This is a genomic window from Rossellomorea marisflavi, assembly GCF_009806575.1.
GTDB lineage: Bacteria > Bacillota > Bacilli > Bacillales > Bacillaceae_B > Rossellomorea > Rossellomorea marisflavi_A.
This window is the reverse complement of sequence record NZ_CP047095.1, coordinates 3,599,918-3,618,847: the sequence shown is the minus strand read 5'-3', so window position 1 is coordinate 3,618,847 and position 18,930 is coordinate 3,599,918. Positions and strand designations below refer to the sequence as shown.

Here is an 18,930-nt window from a genome sequence, read left to right as displayed (position 1 = left end):
CAAAGTCCGCAGGGCTTTTTTTATTTCTTTCTCAAATGGTTCTCCAAAAGCAGGGCAAGCTCGGTCAAGGTCAACGTTTCCGCATCTTCCTTCCGCTCGTATACCCCTTCCTTCACCAGTCGACAGATGAACTGCTCCTTCTGTTTCTCAACGGCTTCGCGCAAAAAAGGCAACAAATCCACTCCCTTTCTACCTAATTGAGAAAAGTGTAAGAGATTCTACAGGCGATTTCATCCTTTATGTAAGCTTTTCTACCTAAATTCTATTTTTCTTGTCAGGTTTCCTCACATAACAATCCAAATTCAGGATGTTTCATGTATAATCAGGGTATTCCCTTTTCAGGAGGATGAGTGAGTGTGGAGAAGGAGCCTTCCTATAAGGATAAAAAAGTGATTTCCATTGGGGTCGTCAGTGAGCTCACCGGTTTGACAGAGAGAAAAATCCGGTATTATGAAGAGAAGAATCTGATTTTCCCTGAGCGGTCCAATCGGGGGTACCGAAAGTATTCGTTCCGTGATGTGGAGCGATTGATGGATATTGCCGACCAGCGGGAGGAAGGCGTCACGACCAAGGAAATCAAACACGAGCTGTCTAAAAAAGAGAAAAACGAAGCGAAGCAGAAAATGATTAGGGGTCAATTGAATGCACGGTTCGGAGTACAAAAGAAATAGGGAATCAAATGAAAATCGGACTCTTTCCGCGGAGAGTCCGGTTTTTATTTTGTTCATGAGAGTGGCGTGAGGAAGAGTGTTTGGATTGGTGTGTGATTGTAAGGGACCGTTCCGTTTCGCTGCGGTCGGCCGCTTTTCCTGCTGGGAGGCAGTTGAGCCGCTTCGGCTGCGCCTGCAGGCTCTCAACCTTGCCTCTATTCCCGAAGGAGTCGGCCGTCCTCCGCTGCACTGCACTCTTCGATGATTGATGGTGATTGTGCTGTTCTGGTCATTTGATGTCCTGTGGGGTCACTTGCTGTTGCATGGGTAGGTGATAGGAGACTGCTTTGATTTCCGCTGCTCTATGGTTCACTTGTTCCAGATCCTCGAAAAAATAGAGGCCCTCTTCTTCATTGCAGTCCTATATGATAAACCCTCTTCACCTTAGTCTATTTGCGAACATGTGATGGGAACATCCTCACCAATGAACTTGAAATTTGTTACCGTCGGGGTCGTGAAAGTGGAAGTAGGCGTGGCCTTCATCGTGTTGGATGTTATCGACTTTGACTTGGTGGTCCGTTAGGTGCTGATGAAATCCGGGTATGTCCGGGGAGGTGAATGCGATGCTGAACGCTTGTTCCTGATCGATGGTGAAATGAGCATATGTTTCATCCCGCGTAGGAACGAGGATGAGGAGGGAGGGACCTTCATTGATCTTCAATATCGCAAGCTCCTCGTTATGGGACAGCAATTGGAGCCCCAGGATATCCCTATACCAATGCGCGGACAGCTCCAGGTCTTTTACGGGGATTCGGTTATAATGCACTTGTTCAATAAACGATGTACTCATACGTTTCACTCCTTGAAATAGATTAACATGTTCAATGTTCTCATTCTTTGTTATCCCATCATTTTCCTTCATTGCGCATGTAAAAAGATTTGTTTATCTACTGAATGCTTCCGTTAATCATCAGAGTTGGGATGAGACAAACAATGAAGTTCAATTTATCCCTGCTAGCCTAGTAGACCGAAGCGAAGCGAACCGGTCCCGCACGCCACACCGCATCCCGATAAACAAAGAAAATGATGAACCCACCCTGTAAAATCCAGCACGATTTTCTACCACGCACAAAGTGAAGTGAAGCGGAGGCCGGCCGACTCCTATGGGAAAAGCGGGCAGGGTGAGACCCTGCAGGCTTGCCGAAGCGGCTCACCGCACGCCCCATGGAAAGCGGCCGGCCGCAGCGAAACGCCCCCATCACAACGGGACCCCCATTCAAAAATAGGACTTCCCTCACAAAATCCACCCATCCAAAAATAAACAGGATTATAACCGCATTTTCAGGGAAAATAACCACACATACATCCAAGTTTAAACGGAAGGTCGGGGTAAGATGAAAGTGTGGAAAATGGTCGGAGTGCTGGTGGTTGTGGTCCTCCTGGCCGGAGCATATTATTTATTCTTCACAGATAAAAAAGAAGCCGCAGACAAAAAATATGTGGTCGCCCTCGGAGACTCCCTCGTATACGGAAAAGGGGACAAGGAGAACTCAGGTTACATCGGTCGCCTGGAGGACAAGGTGAACAAAGAAAAGACGGATGAAACCTACTCATTCGAAAACCTGGGCATCCCTGGTCAAAAGTCCAGCCAGCTGCAAAAGCAGCTCATGAAGCCGGACGTGACGAAGGATCTGCCCGATGCCGATCTGTTCATCATCAATATCGGGACGAATGATCTCATCAAAAGCAATGGCGGAGACTTCAAGCCCCTTCACCATGATAAAATCATGGCGGCGAAGGAAGAGTACCTGGACAATCTTGACGAAATCATTGATACCCTTCACACGATGAATGAAGATGCTCCGATTCTCGTGATCGGGCTGTATAATCCGTATCCGGACCGGGACAGCGACAAGATCGAAGCCTATGTGGATGATTGGAATGAGACGATCATCAAGGAAGTGAAGAAGAAAGAAAATGTGAAATACGTTTCGTCCAATCCCCTGTTCAAAGGAAAATCGAAGGGAGAATATTTCTCTGATTCCCTTCATCCGAACGGGAAGGGATACGACCTGATCGCGGATCAAATTATGGACTCTTATACCTTTTAATGCGCATTTCGACAAGGGTCAGCAAGGATTCGACAAAGGTTAACAATTCCGTAATACCGTTTTAAATCTGCTGTAACACAGGTGCAATATTTATCGGGTAATATAGAAAATAAGAAATTGACCCCCTTTTAAGTAATAAATCCCTTTTAAGACACAGGACTCGCCTGTGTCTCTTTTTTTTGCCACAAAACTGTAACAGTGAAGCTGGATGGCCTGTATTGGTCTGCGGGCAACGGGATTTGGACAAATTATTCGATGTTTATCGACATTGTCCCGCCACCGCAGACATTGTAGCTTGTATGCGTTCATAGTATAATGAAAAGAATGATAAAGAATGGGGGAGCTGTACATCCCCATAGTCGGATTGAGGTGAATGGAGTGCAGAGAGTTACGAATTGTTTATATCAGGATGGAGACAAGGTTCTCCTTCTTCAGAAACCGAGAAGGAACTGGTGGGTCGCGCCCGGCGGCAAGATGGAGTCCGGTGAATCGATCCGTGACGCCGTCATCCGCGAATATCGGGAAGAGACGGGGATCTACTTGAAGAATCCTGATTTGAAGGGGGTTTTCACCTTCATCATCAAAGACGGAGATCAGATTGTCCAGGAGTGGATGATGTTCTCGTTCTTCGCAACGGAAGCCGATGGCGTGAACTTCCAGGAGTCGGAGGAAGGAACGATCAAGTGGCATAATATCGAAGAGATCCGGGAGCTTCCGATGGCAGAAGGGGATTTCCATATCCTCGATTACCTCCTGCACGGAAAGAAGACCATTTATGGAACCTTCACCTATACACCAGATTTCAAGCTTTTGTCCTACCGATTGGATCCGAGCTGAATAGGGTTTACACGAAAGCAGATAGATAGAAACCTTACAGGGGGGAAGAGCATGAGTACGGGTTCAGTAAATGAAGTACAATTAGTCATCATCACCGGGATGTCGGGTGCCGGCAAGACGGTCGCCATGCAGAGCTTTGAAGATCTGGGATTCTTCTGCGTAGACAACCTGCCGCCGACCCTGCTTCCGAAGTTCCTGGAACTGATGAAAGAGTCGGGTAATAAGATGAATAAAGTCGCGGTCGTCATGGACCTCAGGGGAAGGGAGTTCTTCGACCACCTCTTTAAATCACTGGATGAACTGGCGGAAACGTCTTGGGTGACGCCTCAGATCCTATATCTGGATGCCGATGATGCGGCCCTTGTCCGCCGCTACAAAGAAACGCGCCGTACCCATCCGCTGGCACCTGCAGGTCTTCCACTTGAGGGAATCAAGCAGGAGCGGGAGCTGTTGGAGGAATTGAAAGGTCGCGCCCAGATGATTTATATGACGTCGGATATGAAGCCGCGTGAGCTCCGCGAGAAGATTTTGACGGAGTTCTCCGTGAATAAACAGAGTATCTTCACTGTGAATGTCGTCTCATTCGGATTCAAGCACGGCATTCCGATCGATGCCGATTTGGTGTTCGATGTGCGCTTCCTGCCGAATCCCCATTACATCGAGTCCATGCGTCCACGGACGGGCCTCGATGAGGATGTATCGACTTACGTTCTGAAGTGGAATGAGACGTCGAAGTTCATCGAGAAGGTGACGGATCTCCTTTCCTTCATGCTTCCTCAGTATAAGCGGGAAGGGAAGAGCCAGCTTGTGATCGCCATCGGCTGCACGGGCGGTCAGCATCGTTCCGTCGCCCTGGCGGAGTATATCGGTCATCATTTTGAAGTGGATTATGAGACCATCATTTCCCACCGGGACATCCAGAAGAGAAAGGGCATAACAACATGACCTATCAGCCTAAGGTTGTCGTAATCGGTGGAGGGACAGGACTTCCTGTCCTCCTCCGGGGATTGAAGCGGCACCCGATCGATATTTCGGCCATTGTGACCGTCGCAGATGATGGCGGGAGCTCCGGCCGGCTGCGTGACAGCCTGGACATCCCTCCGCCTGGAGACGTCCGGAACGTACTCGCGGCCCTGTCTGAAGTAGAGCCATTGATTGAACAGATGTTTCAGCATCGATTCGAGACGGAAAATGAGCTGTCCGGTCATGCACTAGGCAATCTGATCATTGCTGCCATGACGTCGATCACGGGGGACTTTGTCCACGCGATCCAGGAGATGAGCCGCGTCCTGAATGTGAACGGGAAGGTCCTTCCTTCTGCAAATCAGAGCGTGGTGCTAAAAGCCGAGATGGAGGACGGTTCCATCGTGACGGGAGAATCAAGTATCCCTGAAGCGGGGAAACGGATCAAGCGCGTCTTCATCGACGCGGATTCGGTGAAACCGCTGCGTGAAACAGTCCGCGCCATCGACGAAGCCGATTTGATTGTGATGGGACCGGGAAGTCTATATACTAGTATATTGCCGAATCTTCTTGTACCGGGTATCGGTGAAGCGATCTGCCGGTCAGAAGCGAAGAAGCTTTATATATGCAATATCATGACCCAGGCGGGAGAAACGCTTGATTACTCCGCGAGTGACCATGTGAAGGCGATCTTTGATCATATGGAAGTGCCGTGCATCGACTGCGTGCTTGTGAATAAGAAGCAGGTGCCGGAAGAAGTGAAGGCCCTCTACCGTGAAGAGCAGGCAAAGCCTGTCCATTACGATGTGGAGAAGCTGTCGTCCATGGGGCTCGAAGTGGTGGCGGAGGATATTCTATCCTACGAAAACCAGCTTGTGCGTCATAATACAGAGAAGGTGGCCGATATGATCTTTTCATATCTGAAGGAGTCACTGGAGAAATAATGTTGTTTGCTAGGAGGTGATGGGGATGTCGTTTGCGTCAGAAACGAAAAAGGAACTTACCAATATCGAGGTGAAGGATTGCTGTGCGAATGCCGAGCTTTCAGCACTGATCCGGATGAACGGATCACTGTCCTTTTCCAATCAGCAGCTTGTGGTGAACATCCAGACCGAGAATGCTGCCATCGCCAGAAGGATCTACACATTGATCAAAAAGGGATACGACACCCCCGTGGAACTCCTTGTCCGGAAGAAAATGAGGCTGAAGAAGAATAACGTCTACATCGTCCGGATCAAGGAAGACTCGAAGATGATCCTGGAGGATTTGAAGATACTCGGTGAGGGCTTCACCTTCATCCATAATATATCCGAAGACCTGATCAAGAAGAAGTGCTGTAAGCGTTCTTATCTGCGCGGGGCCTTCCTTGCAGGGGGATCCGTGAACAATCCGGAAACCTCGTCCTACCATCTAGAAATCTTCTCTCTTTACGCAGAACACAACGAAGCGTTGTCAGAGGTGATGAACTCATTCGGGCTCAACAGCAAGACCCTTGAGCGCAAGAAGGGCTTCATCACCTATCTGAAGGAAGCAGAGAAGATCACGGAGTTCCTGAATGTCATCGGGGCCCATAATGCCCTCATGAGATTCGAGGATGTCCGGATCGTCAGGGATATGAGGAATTCGGTCAACCGGCTTGTAAACTGTGAAACCGCCAATCTGAATAAGACCATCGGTGCAGCATTGAGACAGGTCGAGAACATCAAGTTCATCGAGAAGCACGTGGGGCTCCAGGTGCTCCCGGATAAGCTCCGGGAAATTGCCGAGCTGCGCGTGACGTATCAGGATGTGACCCTGAAGGAACTAGGTGAAATGGTATCCGGAGGGACAATCAGTAAATCAGGAATCAACCATCGCTTGCGCAAAATCGATCAGCTTGCTGAAAAAATCAGGGCGGGCGAGAAAATCCATTCGTAATCGACGACAAAGGGGAGAGAGTGTCCAATGGTAGAAAAACGCATAGAAGTGAAATTGAAAACCGGTCTTCAAGCAAGGCCCGCTGCACTATTCGTTCAGGAGGCAAATCGCTTCTCATCCGATATTTTTCTTGAGAAGGATGGGAAGAAAGTGAATGCCAAAAGCATCATGGGACTCATGAGCCTGGCTGTCGGCACCGGCGTTTCCGTCAACCTGATTGCGGATGGAAGCGATGAGGATGAGGCAGTGAAAGCACTTGAAGAATTTGTTTCGACCGAGGGGTAATGAAAATCGGCGTCCGTACCATAGGGCGCCGATTTTTTAATGGGTCAAACATCCTTATTTTTCTAAAAGAAGAGGAGACCCCTTAAAAATGTCTCATTTTACCCTGTTTCAGCCATTCTTTCATGGAAGAGGATTACGGAATTTGGTACATTGGGGAGTGAGAGGTTTTTTCTTACATATGAAGAAAAAATGCTTAATAAAGTATCTAGATAAGATGATTTGGCAGGAGTATAATTAGTTAGCTATGTTGACGGTCTACGGCTGAAAGATCAGCCGATCAATGAGAAAAGGAAGACGGGTATATGGATAAGTATACAAAGCATTTCTTTGAAAATATTCGCAAGAAGCTGTCGGAATGGGAAGCGGTAGAGAAGATTCCGCATGAAGAGGTCTATCGTTTCATCCATTCACTGGCGGGGTCTGCCTCTGTTTTGGGCTTGGATGCAATCGGTAAGAAGGCACGTATCATCATGGATGGGCTCAAGGAGAAGGATTCACGTATCTGGAGTATGTCCGAAATACGGGATGAACTCTTTGACATCATCGAAGCCTGCTATCTTCATGTAGAAGGAGAGATCCCCGATTTCTCCGGGAAGTACGAGCGTAGGGGAGAGGGGCCGGTTGTCCTCATCATGGATACGGATACCCAGTTTTTGATGGAGGCAAAAGAAAAAGGAGAAGCAGAGGGATGGCATGTGGTGCCTGTCGTCAGTACGGAAAAGGCGATTGGTCTCTACTATGATGTCCGCCCCGACTGCGCGATCCTCAATGTGGATATGGCGGATGATGAAGAGCTTGATTCCTTCAAGCAGAATCTGAAAAGCCACTATGTTCCTGCTGTGATGATGAGTGCCGATAGAAGCAAGGATGTACGGGTCAAGGCTTATAGGGTGGGGGCCGATGACTTCATGGCAAAGCCTGTGGATATGGATGAATTCCTTGTCAGGGTCGACCGTCAGCTTCAACGGAAGAAACACCTCGAAGCCCTCGTCCTCATTGACGAGCTCACCCATGTGTATAACCGGAAGTATCTTCAACAAGCGTATTCCAGACTGAAGGATCAAGGGGATCGTCAGCTATGCGTGGCGATCCTCGATATCGATCACTTCAAGAAGGTGAATGATACATATGGCCATCTAATCGGAGATCAAGTGCTTAGGGAGTTTGCCGGCTACCTTAAACAAAAGGTGGGGGCACAGGACATCATCTTCCGTTACGGTGGAGAAGAGTTCGTCATCCTGTTTCACGGAGCTTCCCTTCATGAAGCGGTGGCCAAATTGAATGTCCTCCGTGAAGATTTCAGCCTTCATACTTTCTTTGCCGGAGAGGCGTTCAGCTGTACGTTTTCAGCGGGAGTGGCCGAGATCACCGATCCCGGCCAACCGTTCGAACACTGGCTTGGTCTCGCTGATACGGCTCTGTATGAAGCGAAGGAAGGGGGCGGAACCGGGTTAAATCCGAGGTCTTGAAGCTCGACCCTTCCCACGAGAAGATCATCAAGGTGGCCATCGTGGATGATGACCCCATCATCCGGACGGTGATGAGTGACATCGTGGAGAAGCTTCCGCAACAGGCGGGGGTGCGTTACGACGTCAACACATTCGATAACGGCGAATCCTTCCTCTATGATGAATGGCATGGCCGTGAACAGACCCTCGTCGTCCTAGATGGGGTGATGCCGAAGATGGATGGCCTGGAGGTACTGGAACACCTGCGACGCCGTCAGGATTCCGATCGCTACAAAGTAATCATGCTGACCTCGAGAAGAAGCGAACGTGACATCTCGAGATCCCTGCAGCTTGGAGCCGATGATTACATCACCAAGCCCTTCAAGCTTCTTGAGCTCGAGGCGCGTTTGAATCAAATACTGAAAAGAATGAGGTAAGGCCATTGTTCAAAGATGAGCTGTTGTTTTTTGTCGTGATGCTCGGGATTTTCCTGATCATCTTATTCTCGATCTTTCTTTATCTCGTCATGAAAAAAATAAGAGAAACGAAGAAGCGTGAAAGTATAGAGGCATATAAAGAGGAACTCCAGCTTCCTCTTTTCCATTTCCTCAGGGAAGGAGCGGAGGAAGTTGAAGTGGGAAGGGATCCCCTTCAAATCAGGGCATTGATCGAGCTGATGGCTGGTTTCTCCCAAACATTCGCAAGCGAAGATATCCTTATGAGGATCCGCCTTTTCGCAGAGGACCACTTTGACGGGGAGATCAAGAAGCATCTCCGTCACCGGCGGTGGAGTATGCGGATGAATGGTCTGTACTGGATCGAGGACTTCGGGATGCGCACCATGACAGTCGAACTCGACAGGGTCTATCAATCACGCAGACTGACCAAACAGGAAGAAATACAGATTCTCAAAATCTACATCAAGAATGGATCATCCGATGTGATGAAAGCCCTTATGCATCCGAAGCATGAATTCACGGAATTTGAGTACAGCCTTCTGTTCCAAGCCCTTGGAAATGAAGATTTTGAGGGACTCATGGAGGCGGCAGGGGAGTTGCCGGAGGTCATGCATCATTCCCTTATTGATAGCATCGGCATGAGGCAGAATCCACATTATGCAGGATTTTTGGAGGAGAAGCTCGGATCGGCATCTTCCGAAATCCGGATCCGTGCCTTGAAAGCAATCGTGGCCATGGAGCATTATCTTCCGCCTGACTTACTTGCCGAACACCTGGAGTCAGACTCATGGCAGGAACGCCTCATGGCCATCAAGGTATGTGAATACGTACGGAATCCCGAATTGACAGGCCTTCTCATCGGCTTGATGAGGGATCCGTCCTTCTATGTGCGGTCGCAGGCGGCCCAGGCCATCATGCGATTGGAACGGGGTCAAGAAATCCTGAAGGAAATGGCTGTATCAGAAGAAGATCTTTATGCCAGGGATATGGCGGAACAATGGTTGGAAAGGGGCAGGATCACATGAACATTTCAGACGCATGGGGAAACGTCCTGCTCGGCATCGGGTGGTTCGTTCTCATTTATATGATTCTCGTCATCTCTTTTTATACAATCCTGCTTGTGATCTCCATGTTCCAGCTGCGGAAATCGTATCAGCTTGACGACTGGGAGCCGTATGAAGAGCTCCTTCATCTTTCCCAGACGAAGCCGGTATCGATCCTGGTGCCCGCCTATAATGAATCCGTCGGGATCATGGCCACGGTCCGGTCCCTCCTGAGCATCGAGTATCCGGAATACGAAGTGATCATCGTGAACGACGGGTCGACGGATGATTCCCTTGAGAAGCTCATCGAGACGTTCCAGCTGGTGAAGATCAAGTGGGTCATCCGGCAGCAGCTCGAAACCCAGCCCGTCAAAGCGGTCTATCAATCGAAGCTGTATAAGAACCTCCTTGTCGTCGATAAAGCAAACGGAGGGAAGGCCGATGCCCTGAATGCAGGGATCAATGTGTCCAACTTCCCGTATTTCTGCTCAATCGACGGGGATTCGGTCCTTGAGCGGTCCGCCTTCCTCAAGGTCATGAAGCCCATCATCGAATCTGATGGAGACGTCATCGCCTCAGGTGGAAGCATACGGATCGCCAATGGATGTGACATCGAGAGCGGAGAGATCGTGAAGATCGGGTTATCCCGTTCTCCGCTTGTCGTCATGCAGGTAATCGAGTACCTGAGAGCGTTCCTGATGGGACGAATCGGACTCAGCCGGCACAATCTCCTCCTCATCGTATCCGGGGCCTTCGGCGTCTTCTCGAAGAGCTGGGTCATCCGGGCCGGGGGCTATGCCCATACGGTGGGGGAAGACATGGAACTCGTCGTGAGGCTCCATCGATTCGTGAAAGAAGAGAAGGCAGACAAACAAATCGTCTACGTCCCGGATCCCGTCAGCTGGACGGAAGCACCGGAATCCATGAAATACTTGCGGAGACAGCGGAGCAGATGGCACCGCGGACTGTTCGAGAGCCTTTGGATCCACAAAAAGCTCCTGTTCAATCCGAAATACGGCTCCATCGGCATGGTGTCCATGCCCTATTTCCTCATCATCGAGTTCCTCGGACCGGTCGTGGAGCTCACGGGCTATCTCATCATGATTGTCTCGCTGCTGTTCGGCGGCGTATATCTGGAGTTTGCCATCCTATTATTCTTATTATCAATCTTCTATGGTTCGATCCTTTCCATGTCAGCTGTGCTGCTGGAGGAATGGACGATCCGGAAGTATCCGAAGGCATCTGACATTATGAAACTATTCTTCTATTCCCTAACAGAGACCCTCTGGTATCGCCCGTTGACCGTTCTGTGGCGCTGTGAAGGCATCATCGACTTCCTCCGCAAGAAGCGGGGCTGGGGTGAAATGGCGAGAAAAGGAGTATCCAAATGAACAAGTTGAAACGATATGGCTTCCTGATCTTCATCATAGGAATCGTCCTGCTCCTGACCTCCCCATTTTGGGTGTGGCAGCTGAAGGGGAAGAAAGATCTTGATCTGATGATCGTGGATAAGACCGTTCCCGATGAAAGCTACCGGGAGCATAAAGGCTTGATGTGGCTATTGAATCAGCAGAAATATAGGAAGAGCGACGGAGGTATTTATCAAGAAAATCAAGATTATGTCGGGTATGACCCTAAGGAAGAAAAGGGTTCATCCGTTCCGGAATCCGCTGAAGGCTATGATGCTGTCTACATCACCGATACATACGGGGTGTATGAAGAAGACCTGGATACGGAAAATGTCTCCGGTTCCCGCTCCTCCAAGGTGTATGGAGGGCTTGAGGAAGAAGAAATCGATTCCCTGAAGTCCATGGCCCTGAATGAAGGAAAGACCATCATCGCCGAGTTCAACTCCATGGCCGATCCCACGGATGAAAAGGTCAGGCGTAAGTTCTACTCCCTTTTCAACCTTGAATGGTCAGGGTGGATCGGGCGTTATTTCCCCGACATGACGAGCGAAGAGGTCCCGGAGTGGGTCCGCAGCAACTATAAAGAACAGTACGGGAAGGATTATGCGTTCAAAGGTGGCGGCTTCGTCCTCGTCGACCGGTCGGATCGCCTGATGATCCTGAACGGGGACGACATCACCGATAAAGGAGCCATCTTCTCCACCACCAAAAAGGGGGAAGGGGAATTCGGTGAAGACATGTCGGTTGCCTATTCCTACTGGTTCGATATCGTCGAAGCCATCAATCCGGACGAGGTGCTGGCCGAGTATTCCATGTCCCTTACCGACAAGGGAAAAGATAAGCTGAAGGGGATCAATCTGCCGACAAGCTTCCCGGCTGTGATCCACCAAGAGAACCGTCAATTCGAAACATACTACTTCAGCGGTGATTTCGCCGACCAGCCGGACGTACCGAATCTGTATCAGACATCAGGACTGCCGACATGGCGGAAGTGGACGGGGCGCTCGGGACCGGATGAAGAAACGGCATTCTACTGGAAGGCGTATGCCCCGATGATGGACACAATCCTCGATAGGATCCATCGCCAGAAGGATGAGCCCAAGGCGAAAGCGCAGAAAACGGAAGTCGTGGACGGCATCAAGCTTGCGGGCAAGGTGGGATCTGACTACGTTCAGATCAACCAGGACGGCAAGTGGAAGGATATGACCATCAAGGGCGTCAACATGGGGATTGCCAAGCCCGGACATTTCCCCGGCGAGACGGCCATCACCAAGGAAGAGTACCTGAGATGGTTCAAGCAGATCGGAGCCATGAATGCCAACTCCCTACGGGTCTATACGATCCATCCTCCGGAGTTCTATGAAGCCTTTTATGAATACAATCAGATGGCTGAAAAACCCCTCTACCTCTTCCACGGGGTATGGGTGAATGAAGAGATCTTCCTGAAGACGAAGGATGCCTTCGCCAAGGAAAACACCGAAGAATTCCAGGATGAAATCAAACGCACGGTCGATCTGATCCACGGGAATGCAGACATTCCCGATCGTCCTGGCCATGCTTCTGGTCAATACAAATATGATATTTCGCCTTACGTCCTCGGCTGGGTGTTCGGGGTCGAGTGGGATCCGGAAGTGGTCCTCTCGACGAACGAAAAACATAAGGGCATGAAGGATCTGAAGGGTGAGTATCTCTATACGGAAAAGGCCCAGCCATTTGAGGTATGGATCTCCACCATGATGGATGAAGCCGTATCGTATGAGACCTCCACCTATAAGTGGCAGCGCCCTGTCAGCTTCACCAACTGGGTGACCACGGATCTCCTCGACCATCCGTATGAACCTTCTGAGAAGGAAGACATGGTATCGGTGGACCCGAACGTCATCAAAGCAACGGATCAGCTGCATACGGGTTTGTTCGCATCGTATCATATTTATCCGTACTACCCGGACTTCCTCAACTATGAGCCGGCGTACATCAACTATCTCGATCACCGCGGCGAGAAAAACAACTATGCAGGCTATCTGAATGATATGAAGAAGCACCATACCATGCCGCTCGTCGTTGCCGAATTTGGTGTGCCGGGCTCCCGTGGCCTGACCCACCGGAATGTCGACGGACTTGATCAAGGGCATCATTCTGAAAAAGAGCAGGGTGAAATCGACCGCAGGCTCTTTGAAGATATCATTGCGGAGAACCTGGCCGGCGGAATGGTCTTCACCTGGCAGGATGAATGGTTCAAACGGACATGGAACACGATGGACTACGATGATCCGGACAGACGTCCGTTCTGGTCCAATGCCCAGACCAATGAGCAGCAGTTCGGCGTCCTGAGCTTTGATCCCGGCAAGAACCGAACCGACGTCCTACATGTCGATGGACGCAGAGAGGACTGGGCGTTCAAGGGCATTGAACCTGCATTCGAGGACGGTGACCACGCCCTCTACGTTTCCAGTGATGAACGATATGTATACGTGAGGGTCGATACGGATTCCGTGAAAGATAAAGATTCTTATCTTCTCTTTGATACGATCCCGGATCAAGGTCAATCGACCATCCCGGGGGTCGACGATGTGAAGACCAAAGGAGTGGATTTCGTCCTTCATATGAATGGGGATCAGAGCGCCCGACTCCTCGTCGACAGCTATTACGACAGCTACTACTATCACTACGGGAACCTCCTCGAGATGATCGACAAGGAGCCGTATGCGGGCAAGAAGGATAACGGCGTCTATCATCCGATCCGCCTGACCTTGAATAAGGAACTGACGATCCAGGGCAAGACCCTGCCGTTCGAATCCTATGAAACGGGCAAGATGCAGTTCGGGACGGCGAACCCCGGGGATGAAGAATATGACTCCCTCACGGATATCAGCGTATCCCTGAAGGTGATATGACCGAAATCCGCATCCCGTGGCAGCTCCTGAACATCAAGGATCCGAGCCTCAAGGATGCCATGGGGGATATGTGGAAGACGGGAATTGAAGGCAAGAAGAAAATCGACTCCATCAATATCGGCCTTTATGAAACAGACGGGAGGGAATCCTACGCCTATCCCGCATTGAAGGACGGCTTCATGGATCCGACGGCGTTTTACCGGTATTCATGGAAAGAGTGGGAAGAGCCGACCTTCCATGAAAGACTGAAAGATTCCTATTATATTCTGCAAGAAGCGTATGGAAAAGGAGGGAAATGAACATGGCGAAGATCTTGATTGCGGAAGACGAAGAAGTGCTGCGCATGCTCATGGTCGACACCCTTGAAGATGAAGGATATGACATCGACGAAGCGGCCGACGGACAAGAAGCGATCGAGCACATACTCGGGACCGATTACGACCTCATCGTCCTTGATTATATGATGCCCGCCTATACGGGCCTCGAGGTCATCGATCAGGTGAGGAACCACCATGGGAAGAGCGATGTGAAGATCATGATGGTATCGGCGAAGAACCAGCAGGCGGATAAGGACCTTGTCCTTGCTGCCGGTGCCGACTACTTCATGTCGAAGCCCTACAGCCCGGTCGAACTCATGGAGAAGATCGGGGACATTCTGAATGGATAAACTCCTTGAATTCTACCATTCCAGCCTGAGACGGAGGATCATTGTCCTCATGACAGGGTTCATCCTCGTGTTCCTGATAGGAGCAGGCTGTTTATACTGGTACGATCATAGGCTTTCCGTTGAGTACGATGAGACGAAAGCCAAGCTCGATGACCGGAAGGAAGTCGCCCAGAAGCTTGACCGGCAGTTCAACCGGATCTTCTTTGAGGGGCGCGGGTATGTGGCGTTTAAACGAAGTGAGTTCAAGGATAATATCAATGACCTTAAGAAAGAATTAAAGATTACGATCAAAGAACTGGATCGCGTCTCTACTACAGAGGAAGATGACACCTTTGCCTTAACGGTCAAAGACTTCTATGTTTACTACAACAACATCATTAATGAAACGTTTGACTTGGTGGATAAAAATGATGATGAGGCCATCCAGGAGAACTCTAAAAATGGAGCCACGGCAGAAGTGGAGGACTTTCTCACGAACCTCGATGATTATAATGACGGCATCCAGCAATCCACCGATGAAGCCTATGAAGAACTCCGAGCTAAGGAAGCAACGAGTCAGACCATCTTCCTTGTGTTCGTCTTGCTCATGCTGCTCCTACTGATGCGGATCATGCGCTCGATTGCCAAGCAGATCGGTCAGCCCCTTGAAGAGGTGGCCACCTCCGCCCAACATATCGCCGAGACCGGTACGTATCAAAACTGGACATTCAATAAGGACCGCCATGATGAGATTGGCCAGCTGTCCCGCGCATTTGAGAAAATGATCTTCACCGTCCAGGAAAAAGAAGAGCATCTTGTGTCCCAGAATGAAGAACTCCAGGCCCAGCAGGATGAGCTCGAAGTCCAGCAGGAGGAATTGGAACGATTGCTTCATCTTGCGCGCGACAGGGGAGAGCAGCTTGAACGCCGGAACGAATTCATCAATGGAATTTCGAACTCCCTTAATAAGAAAGAGGTACTGGAAAGCATCGTCAAGAGCATGTGCAGTCTCATGGGCGCACCACGGGGGATGATCGTTCTCATGGATGACCAGGATACCCATGCTTCCTTCGGGGTATCCAAGGAAGCCATCGGTCAGTTCCTTGCCCATATCCAGAATGGTCTTCATCAGCGGTTATTCGAGACCAAGGAACCGTTCTGTGTAAAACGTGAGCTCGTCACAGCGGAAAAAGGCTATCATGAGGAAACCATGTATTCTTATGACCTGTTCATCCCGGTCCTGTCTGCTCAAGGAGAGCTGGAGGCCTTCATGGTGTTCAGCCGCTTCGGTGACGGATTCACCGACAAGGAACAGCAGGAGTACAAAGGGTTTGCGAAGCAGATCTCCATTTCTCTCAGGAACATCCTACTCTATGAGGATTCCGAACGGGTACGTCACATGAACCAGGATATCCTGAATAATCTCCAGGAAGGGATCCAGCTCGTTGACCCGATGGGCGACAGCCTGCTGGTGAATACCAAGTTTGCGAGGATCATCGGAAGTGACATGGGCGCCCTGAAAGATGCTCCATATTCAAAGTGGGGCTGCAGCATTGTCACCCAGGTGGAAAACGGTGATGAACTCAAGGATTATTATCAAAATGTCATCCGCAATCAGGAAACGGGTCACAGCATGATCTACAGGCTTACAGAAGGAAACGATGTCTTCCAGGTGTATTCTACCTCCCTTTACCACGAGGAGGAGCATGTCGGTACCATTTTCGTCCATCGGGACATCACAAAGGAATACGAAGTCGACCAGATGAAATCGGAATTCGTCAGCACCGTCAGCCATGAGCTGCGGACACCACTTGCCAGTGTCCTGGGCTTTACGGAACTCATGCTGACCCGTGACCTGAAGCCGGAGCGGACGAAGAAATACTTGAACACCATCTACAAGGAAGCACAGCGCCTGACCTCCCTGATCAATGACTTCCTTGACGTGCAACGGATGGAATCAGGGAAACAGACATTTGAGAAGAAGTATGAAGACGTCCTGGACATCATCCGGAATATCGTGGACCTCACGAAGGTGAGTTCCCCCCATCATACCTTCACGATCGGGAGGGAAACGGATTGCACCATCGTCCTCGGTGACGGGGATAAACTCACACAGGCGTTCACGAATCTCATCAGCAATGCGGTGAAATACTCACCGGATGGAGGGGACGTCACGATACTCATGAAGGAAAAAGAAGACCGGATCTCCATCGAGATCCGCGATGAAGGGTTGGGCATCCCGGAAGAGGCAATCGGGAAGCTCTTCACGAAATTCTACCGGATCGACAATTCAGACCGGCGGAAGATCGGAGGCACGGGCCTCGGCCTTACCATCGTCAAGGAAATCATCGAGGCCCACGGCGGGTCTGTGACCGTGTCGTCTGAACTCGGAAAAGGAAGCACCTTCACGGTCACCCTCCCGGTCATCACCCTTGATACGTTCAAGGAGGAAGAACAGGGGAACGGCCATAACATCCTTGTGATTGAAGACGATATGAGCCTTGCATCCCTTCTCGCAACAGAGCTTTCCGAGAGCGGCTTCCAGGTGGATCACACGACGAATGGCTCAAGTGCCATCGAGCGTCTGAAGCGGACGAAACCCGATGCCATCGTCCTGGATATCATGCTTGGGGGTAAACTGAATGGCTGGGATGTGCTTGAGGAAATCAAGAAGGAAGAGAGCCTGACCGGCATACCGATCATCATCTCCTCCGCCCTTGATGAGAAAGAAAAGGGGTTGACCCTAGGGGCAAGCGACTACCTGATGAAACCCTATCATCCAAGCAAACTATCAAAAACCATTCTTCACCTTCTATTGAAAAAAGGGACAAAAGGAGATATCCTTGTCCCGACAGAAGACCGAACGATCGAATGACACGAAGGGGCGGTTTCCGTACTTCCATCAGGAAGCATGGGAACCGTCCCTTTTGCTTTCATGTGACGCATGGGGACGGTTCTTGTGCGTCATTCAGGTAACATCGGAACCGTTCCCCCTATTTGCTAGTTGCTCTCCACTCTTTTGCAAGTAGGCTGTAGGTGACGATGTCGTTGTAATGGCCGTTGATGAATTCGGCGTCGCGGGAGATGCCTTCCTGTTTAAATCCGAGACGTTCGGGGATGTGGCGGCTTCTCTTGTTGCCTTCGGCGCACTGGATGTCGACTTTGTTCAGGCTGAGGTCGTCGAATGCGTGCTGGAGAAGGGCGGTGACGCAGGCCTGCATGATTCCGTTGCCTTGGGCTTCTTCTGATAGGTAGTAGCCGATGCTGGTGCTTCGGGTTTTCCAGTTGATGAAGTGGAGGTTGATCATGCCGACGAGTTTGCCGTGGTGGCGGATGCCGGCGGTGAATCCGTCGTTGGCGGCGAGTTGTTGGAGCCAGGCGGGGATGATGGAGTCGCGGTAGATGTCGGGTGATTGGACGCTATCTACCCAGCCGAGCCAGTGTTTGAGGTGGTGGCGGTTGGTGTCGACGAGGGTGTAGATTTCCTGGGCGTGGTGAGGTTGGAGAAGGGCTAGTGTTAGGTTTGGTTGGACTTGGAATGTGAACATGGTGTTGGTCTCCTTTGATAGTGGTTTGTGTAGTTGGTTATTGGTCCGTTTCGTTCCGCTGCGGCCGGCCGCTTTCCATGGGGCGTGCGGTGAGCCGCTTCGGCAAGCCTGCAGGGTCTCACCCTGCCCGCTTTTCCCATAGGAGTCGGCCGGCCTCCGCTTCACTTCACTTTGTGGTATGTACGAGTGTTGTAGGTTAATTTCACACCTATCACCCCCTATTTATGGGAGTGAAGAAGGGAAGGCTTCGTTTCGTTCCGTAGGTTAAGTTCCCCTCCATCCCCCTTATATGTGAGGGTAAGGAAGTCTTAGTTCGTTTCGCTGTGGCCAGCAGTACTGTGCTATATTCTGCGATATATGTGATGAGTTTAGTAGAAGTCTCATTCCCGCCTATCCTTTTTAAAAGTATTACGATTAAATATACAAAAAAAGGGAAATATCCAACCGAGGTGGTGATACGGTGGATAAAAGGATTGTTGTAAAAGCTTCTTTGATTCTGTTGGTGGTAATCATGGCGGTGTTGGATTTTACGGAGGTGATGACGATACCCAATGGTGTTCTTTCTGCTGTGTTGGGGGTATCGTTGGTACTATTGGTTGTGTACAAATTTTATAAGGCACGACGGGATGAGAGACGAGATCTTGATTGAATCGATCTGTCCTCGGTGTAATACGTTGAAAATCTTACCTGTCCCCGTGGAAAATATTTTTGGATGGGTACA

The 18,930-nt window shown here is 50.2% G+C and carries 17 protein-coding genes and 1 pseudogene; 15 read left to right on the top strand and 3 right to left on the bottom strand.

What is annotated here, in order from left to right; translation table 11 throughout:
- Positions 1–20 precede the first annotated feature (20 nt).
- Complete coding sequence (locus D5E69_RS18820; protein ID WP_156185284.1) at positions 21–173, bottom strand: hypothetical protein; 153 nt, start codon at positions 171–173, stop codon at positions 21–23.
- Between the two features lie 183 nt (positions 174–356).
- On the opposite strand from D5E69_RS18820, the gene D5E69_RS18815 reads away from it, so the two are divergent.
- Positions 357–671, top strand: coding sequence for a MerR family transcriptional regulator (locus D5E69_RS18815; protein ID WP_048006705.1), 315 nt, complete (start codon positions 357–359; stop codon positions 669–671).
- An 80-nt stretch (positions 672–751) separates the two neighbouring features.
- Positions 752–919 (top strand): hypothetical protein, encoded by a 168-nt coding sequence (locus D5E69_RS18810; RefSeq protein ID WP_156183433.1) that lies wholly within the window; start codon positions 752–754, stop codon positions 917–919.
- Positions 920–1,128: 209 nt separating this feature from the next.
- On the opposite strand, the gene D5E69_RS18805 is transcribed toward D5E69_RS18810, so the two are convergent.
- Positions 1,129–1,500, bottom strand: a complete 372-nt coding sequence (locus tag D5E69_RS18805; protein ID WP_048016200.1) for a VOC family protein — start codon at positions 1,498–1,500, stop codon at positions 1,129–1,131.
- Positions 1,501–2,044: 544 nt separating this feature from the next.
- Here D5E69_RS18805 and D5E69_RS18800 point away from each other — a divergent pair.
- The 13 genes and pseudogenes from D5E69_RS18800 (at position 2,045) to D5E69_RS18745 (ending at position 17,536) form a co-directional block, all read left to right on the top strand.
- On the top strand, positions 2,045–2,761 hold the full coding sequence (locus D5E69_RS18800; protein WP_159130037.1) for a GDSL-type esterase/lipase family protein: 717 nt from the start codon (positions 2,045–2,047) through the stop codon (positions 2,759–2,761).
- Positions 2,762–3,139: 378 nt separating this feature from the next.
- The gene (locus tag D5E69_RS18795) at positions 3,140–3,598 is read left to right on the top strand and encodes an 8-oxo-dGTP diphosphatase (RefSeq protein WP_048013415.1); all 459 of its coding nucleotides are present in this window, start codon (positions 3,140–3,142) and stop codon (positions 3,596–3,598) included.
- Positions 3,599–3,649: 51 nt separating this feature from the next.
- Positions 3,650–4,543, top strand: a complete 894-nt coding sequence (rapZ, locus tag D5E69_RS18790) for an RNase adapter RapZ (RefSeq protein WP_048013414.1) — start codon at positions 3,650–3,652, stop codon at positions 4,541–4,543.
- A complete protein-coding gene (locus D5E69_RS18785; RefSeq protein WP_048013413.1) occupies positions 4,540–5,505 on the top strand; it encodes a gluconeogenesis factor YvcK family protein in 966 nt (321 codons plus the stop codon). Before rapZ ends, D5E69_RS18785 begins: the two co-directional genes overlap by 4 nt.
- A gap of 25 nt (positions 5,506–5,530) precedes the next feature.
- Positions 5,531–6,478, top strand: coding sequence for a DNA-binding protein WhiA (whiA, locus tag D5E69_RS18780; protein ID WP_048006711.1), 948 nt, complete (start codon positions 5,531–5,533; stop codon positions 6,476–6,478).
- Positions 6,479–6,505: 27 nt separating this feature from the next.
- Positions 6,506–6,763, top strand: a complete 258-nt coding sequence (locus D5E69_RS18775; protein WP_048006712.1) for an HPr family phosphocarrier protein — start codon at positions 6,506–6,508, stop codon at positions 6,761–6,763.
- 302 nt (positions 6,764–7,065) lie between these two features.
- Positions 7,066–8,232, top strand: a complete 1,167-nt coding sequence (locus D5E69_RS18770; protein ID WP_249931518.1) for a diguanylate cyclase — start codon at positions 7,066–7,068, stop codon at positions 8,230–8,232.
- Positions 8,229–8,648: a response regulator transcription factor gene (locus D5E69_RS23710; protein WP_249931517.1), complete on the top strand. Its 420-nt coding sequence runs from the start codon at positions 8,229–8,231 to the stop codon at positions 8,646–8,648. Before D5E69_RS18770 ends, D5E69_RS23710 begins: the two co-directional genes overlap by 4 nt.
- 5 nt (positions 8,649–8,653) lie before the next feature.
- A complete protein-coding gene (locus tag D5E69_RS18765; RefSeq protein ID WP_159130036.1) occupies positions 8,654–9,694 on the top strand; it encodes a HEAT repeat domain-containing protein in 1,041 nt (346 codons plus the stop codon).
- Positions 9,691–11,103, top strand: coding sequence for a glycosyltransferase family 2 protein (locus D5E69_RS18760; RefSeq protein WP_159130035.1), 1,413 nt, complete (start codon positions 9,691–9,693; stop codon positions 11,101–11,103). Before D5E69_RS18765 ends, D5E69_RS18760 begins: the two co-directional genes overlap by 4 nt.
- A pseudogene (locus D5E69_RS18755) lies at positions 11,100–14,314 on the top strand (hypothetical protein). Before D5E69_RS18760 ends, D5E69_RS18755 begins: the two are co-directional and overlap by 4 nt.
- Before the next feature lie 2 nt (positions 14,315–14,316).
- Entirely contained in the window at positions 14,317–14,682 is a 366-nt protein-coding gene (locus tag D5E69_RS18750) for a response regulator transcription factor (protein ID WP_048006717.1), read from the top strand.
- A complete protein-coding gene (locus tag D5E69_RS18745) occupies positions 14,675–17,536 on the top strand; it encodes an ATP-binding protein (RefSeq protein WP_159130034.1) in 2,862 nt (953 codons plus the stop codon). Before D5E69_RS18750 ends, D5E69_RS18745 begins: the two co-directional genes overlap by 8 nt.
- Positions 17,537–17,654: 118 nt before the next feature.
- Here D5E69_RS18745 and D5E69_RS18740 read toward each other — a convergent pair whose 3' ends face one another.
- Positions 17,655–18,209 (bottom strand): GNAT family N-acetyltransferase, encoded by a 555-nt coding sequence (locus D5E69_RS18740; protein ID WP_048006719.1) that lies wholly within the window; start codon positions 18,207–18,209, stop codon positions 17,655–17,657.
- Positions 18,210–18,930: the final 721 nt, after the last annotated feature.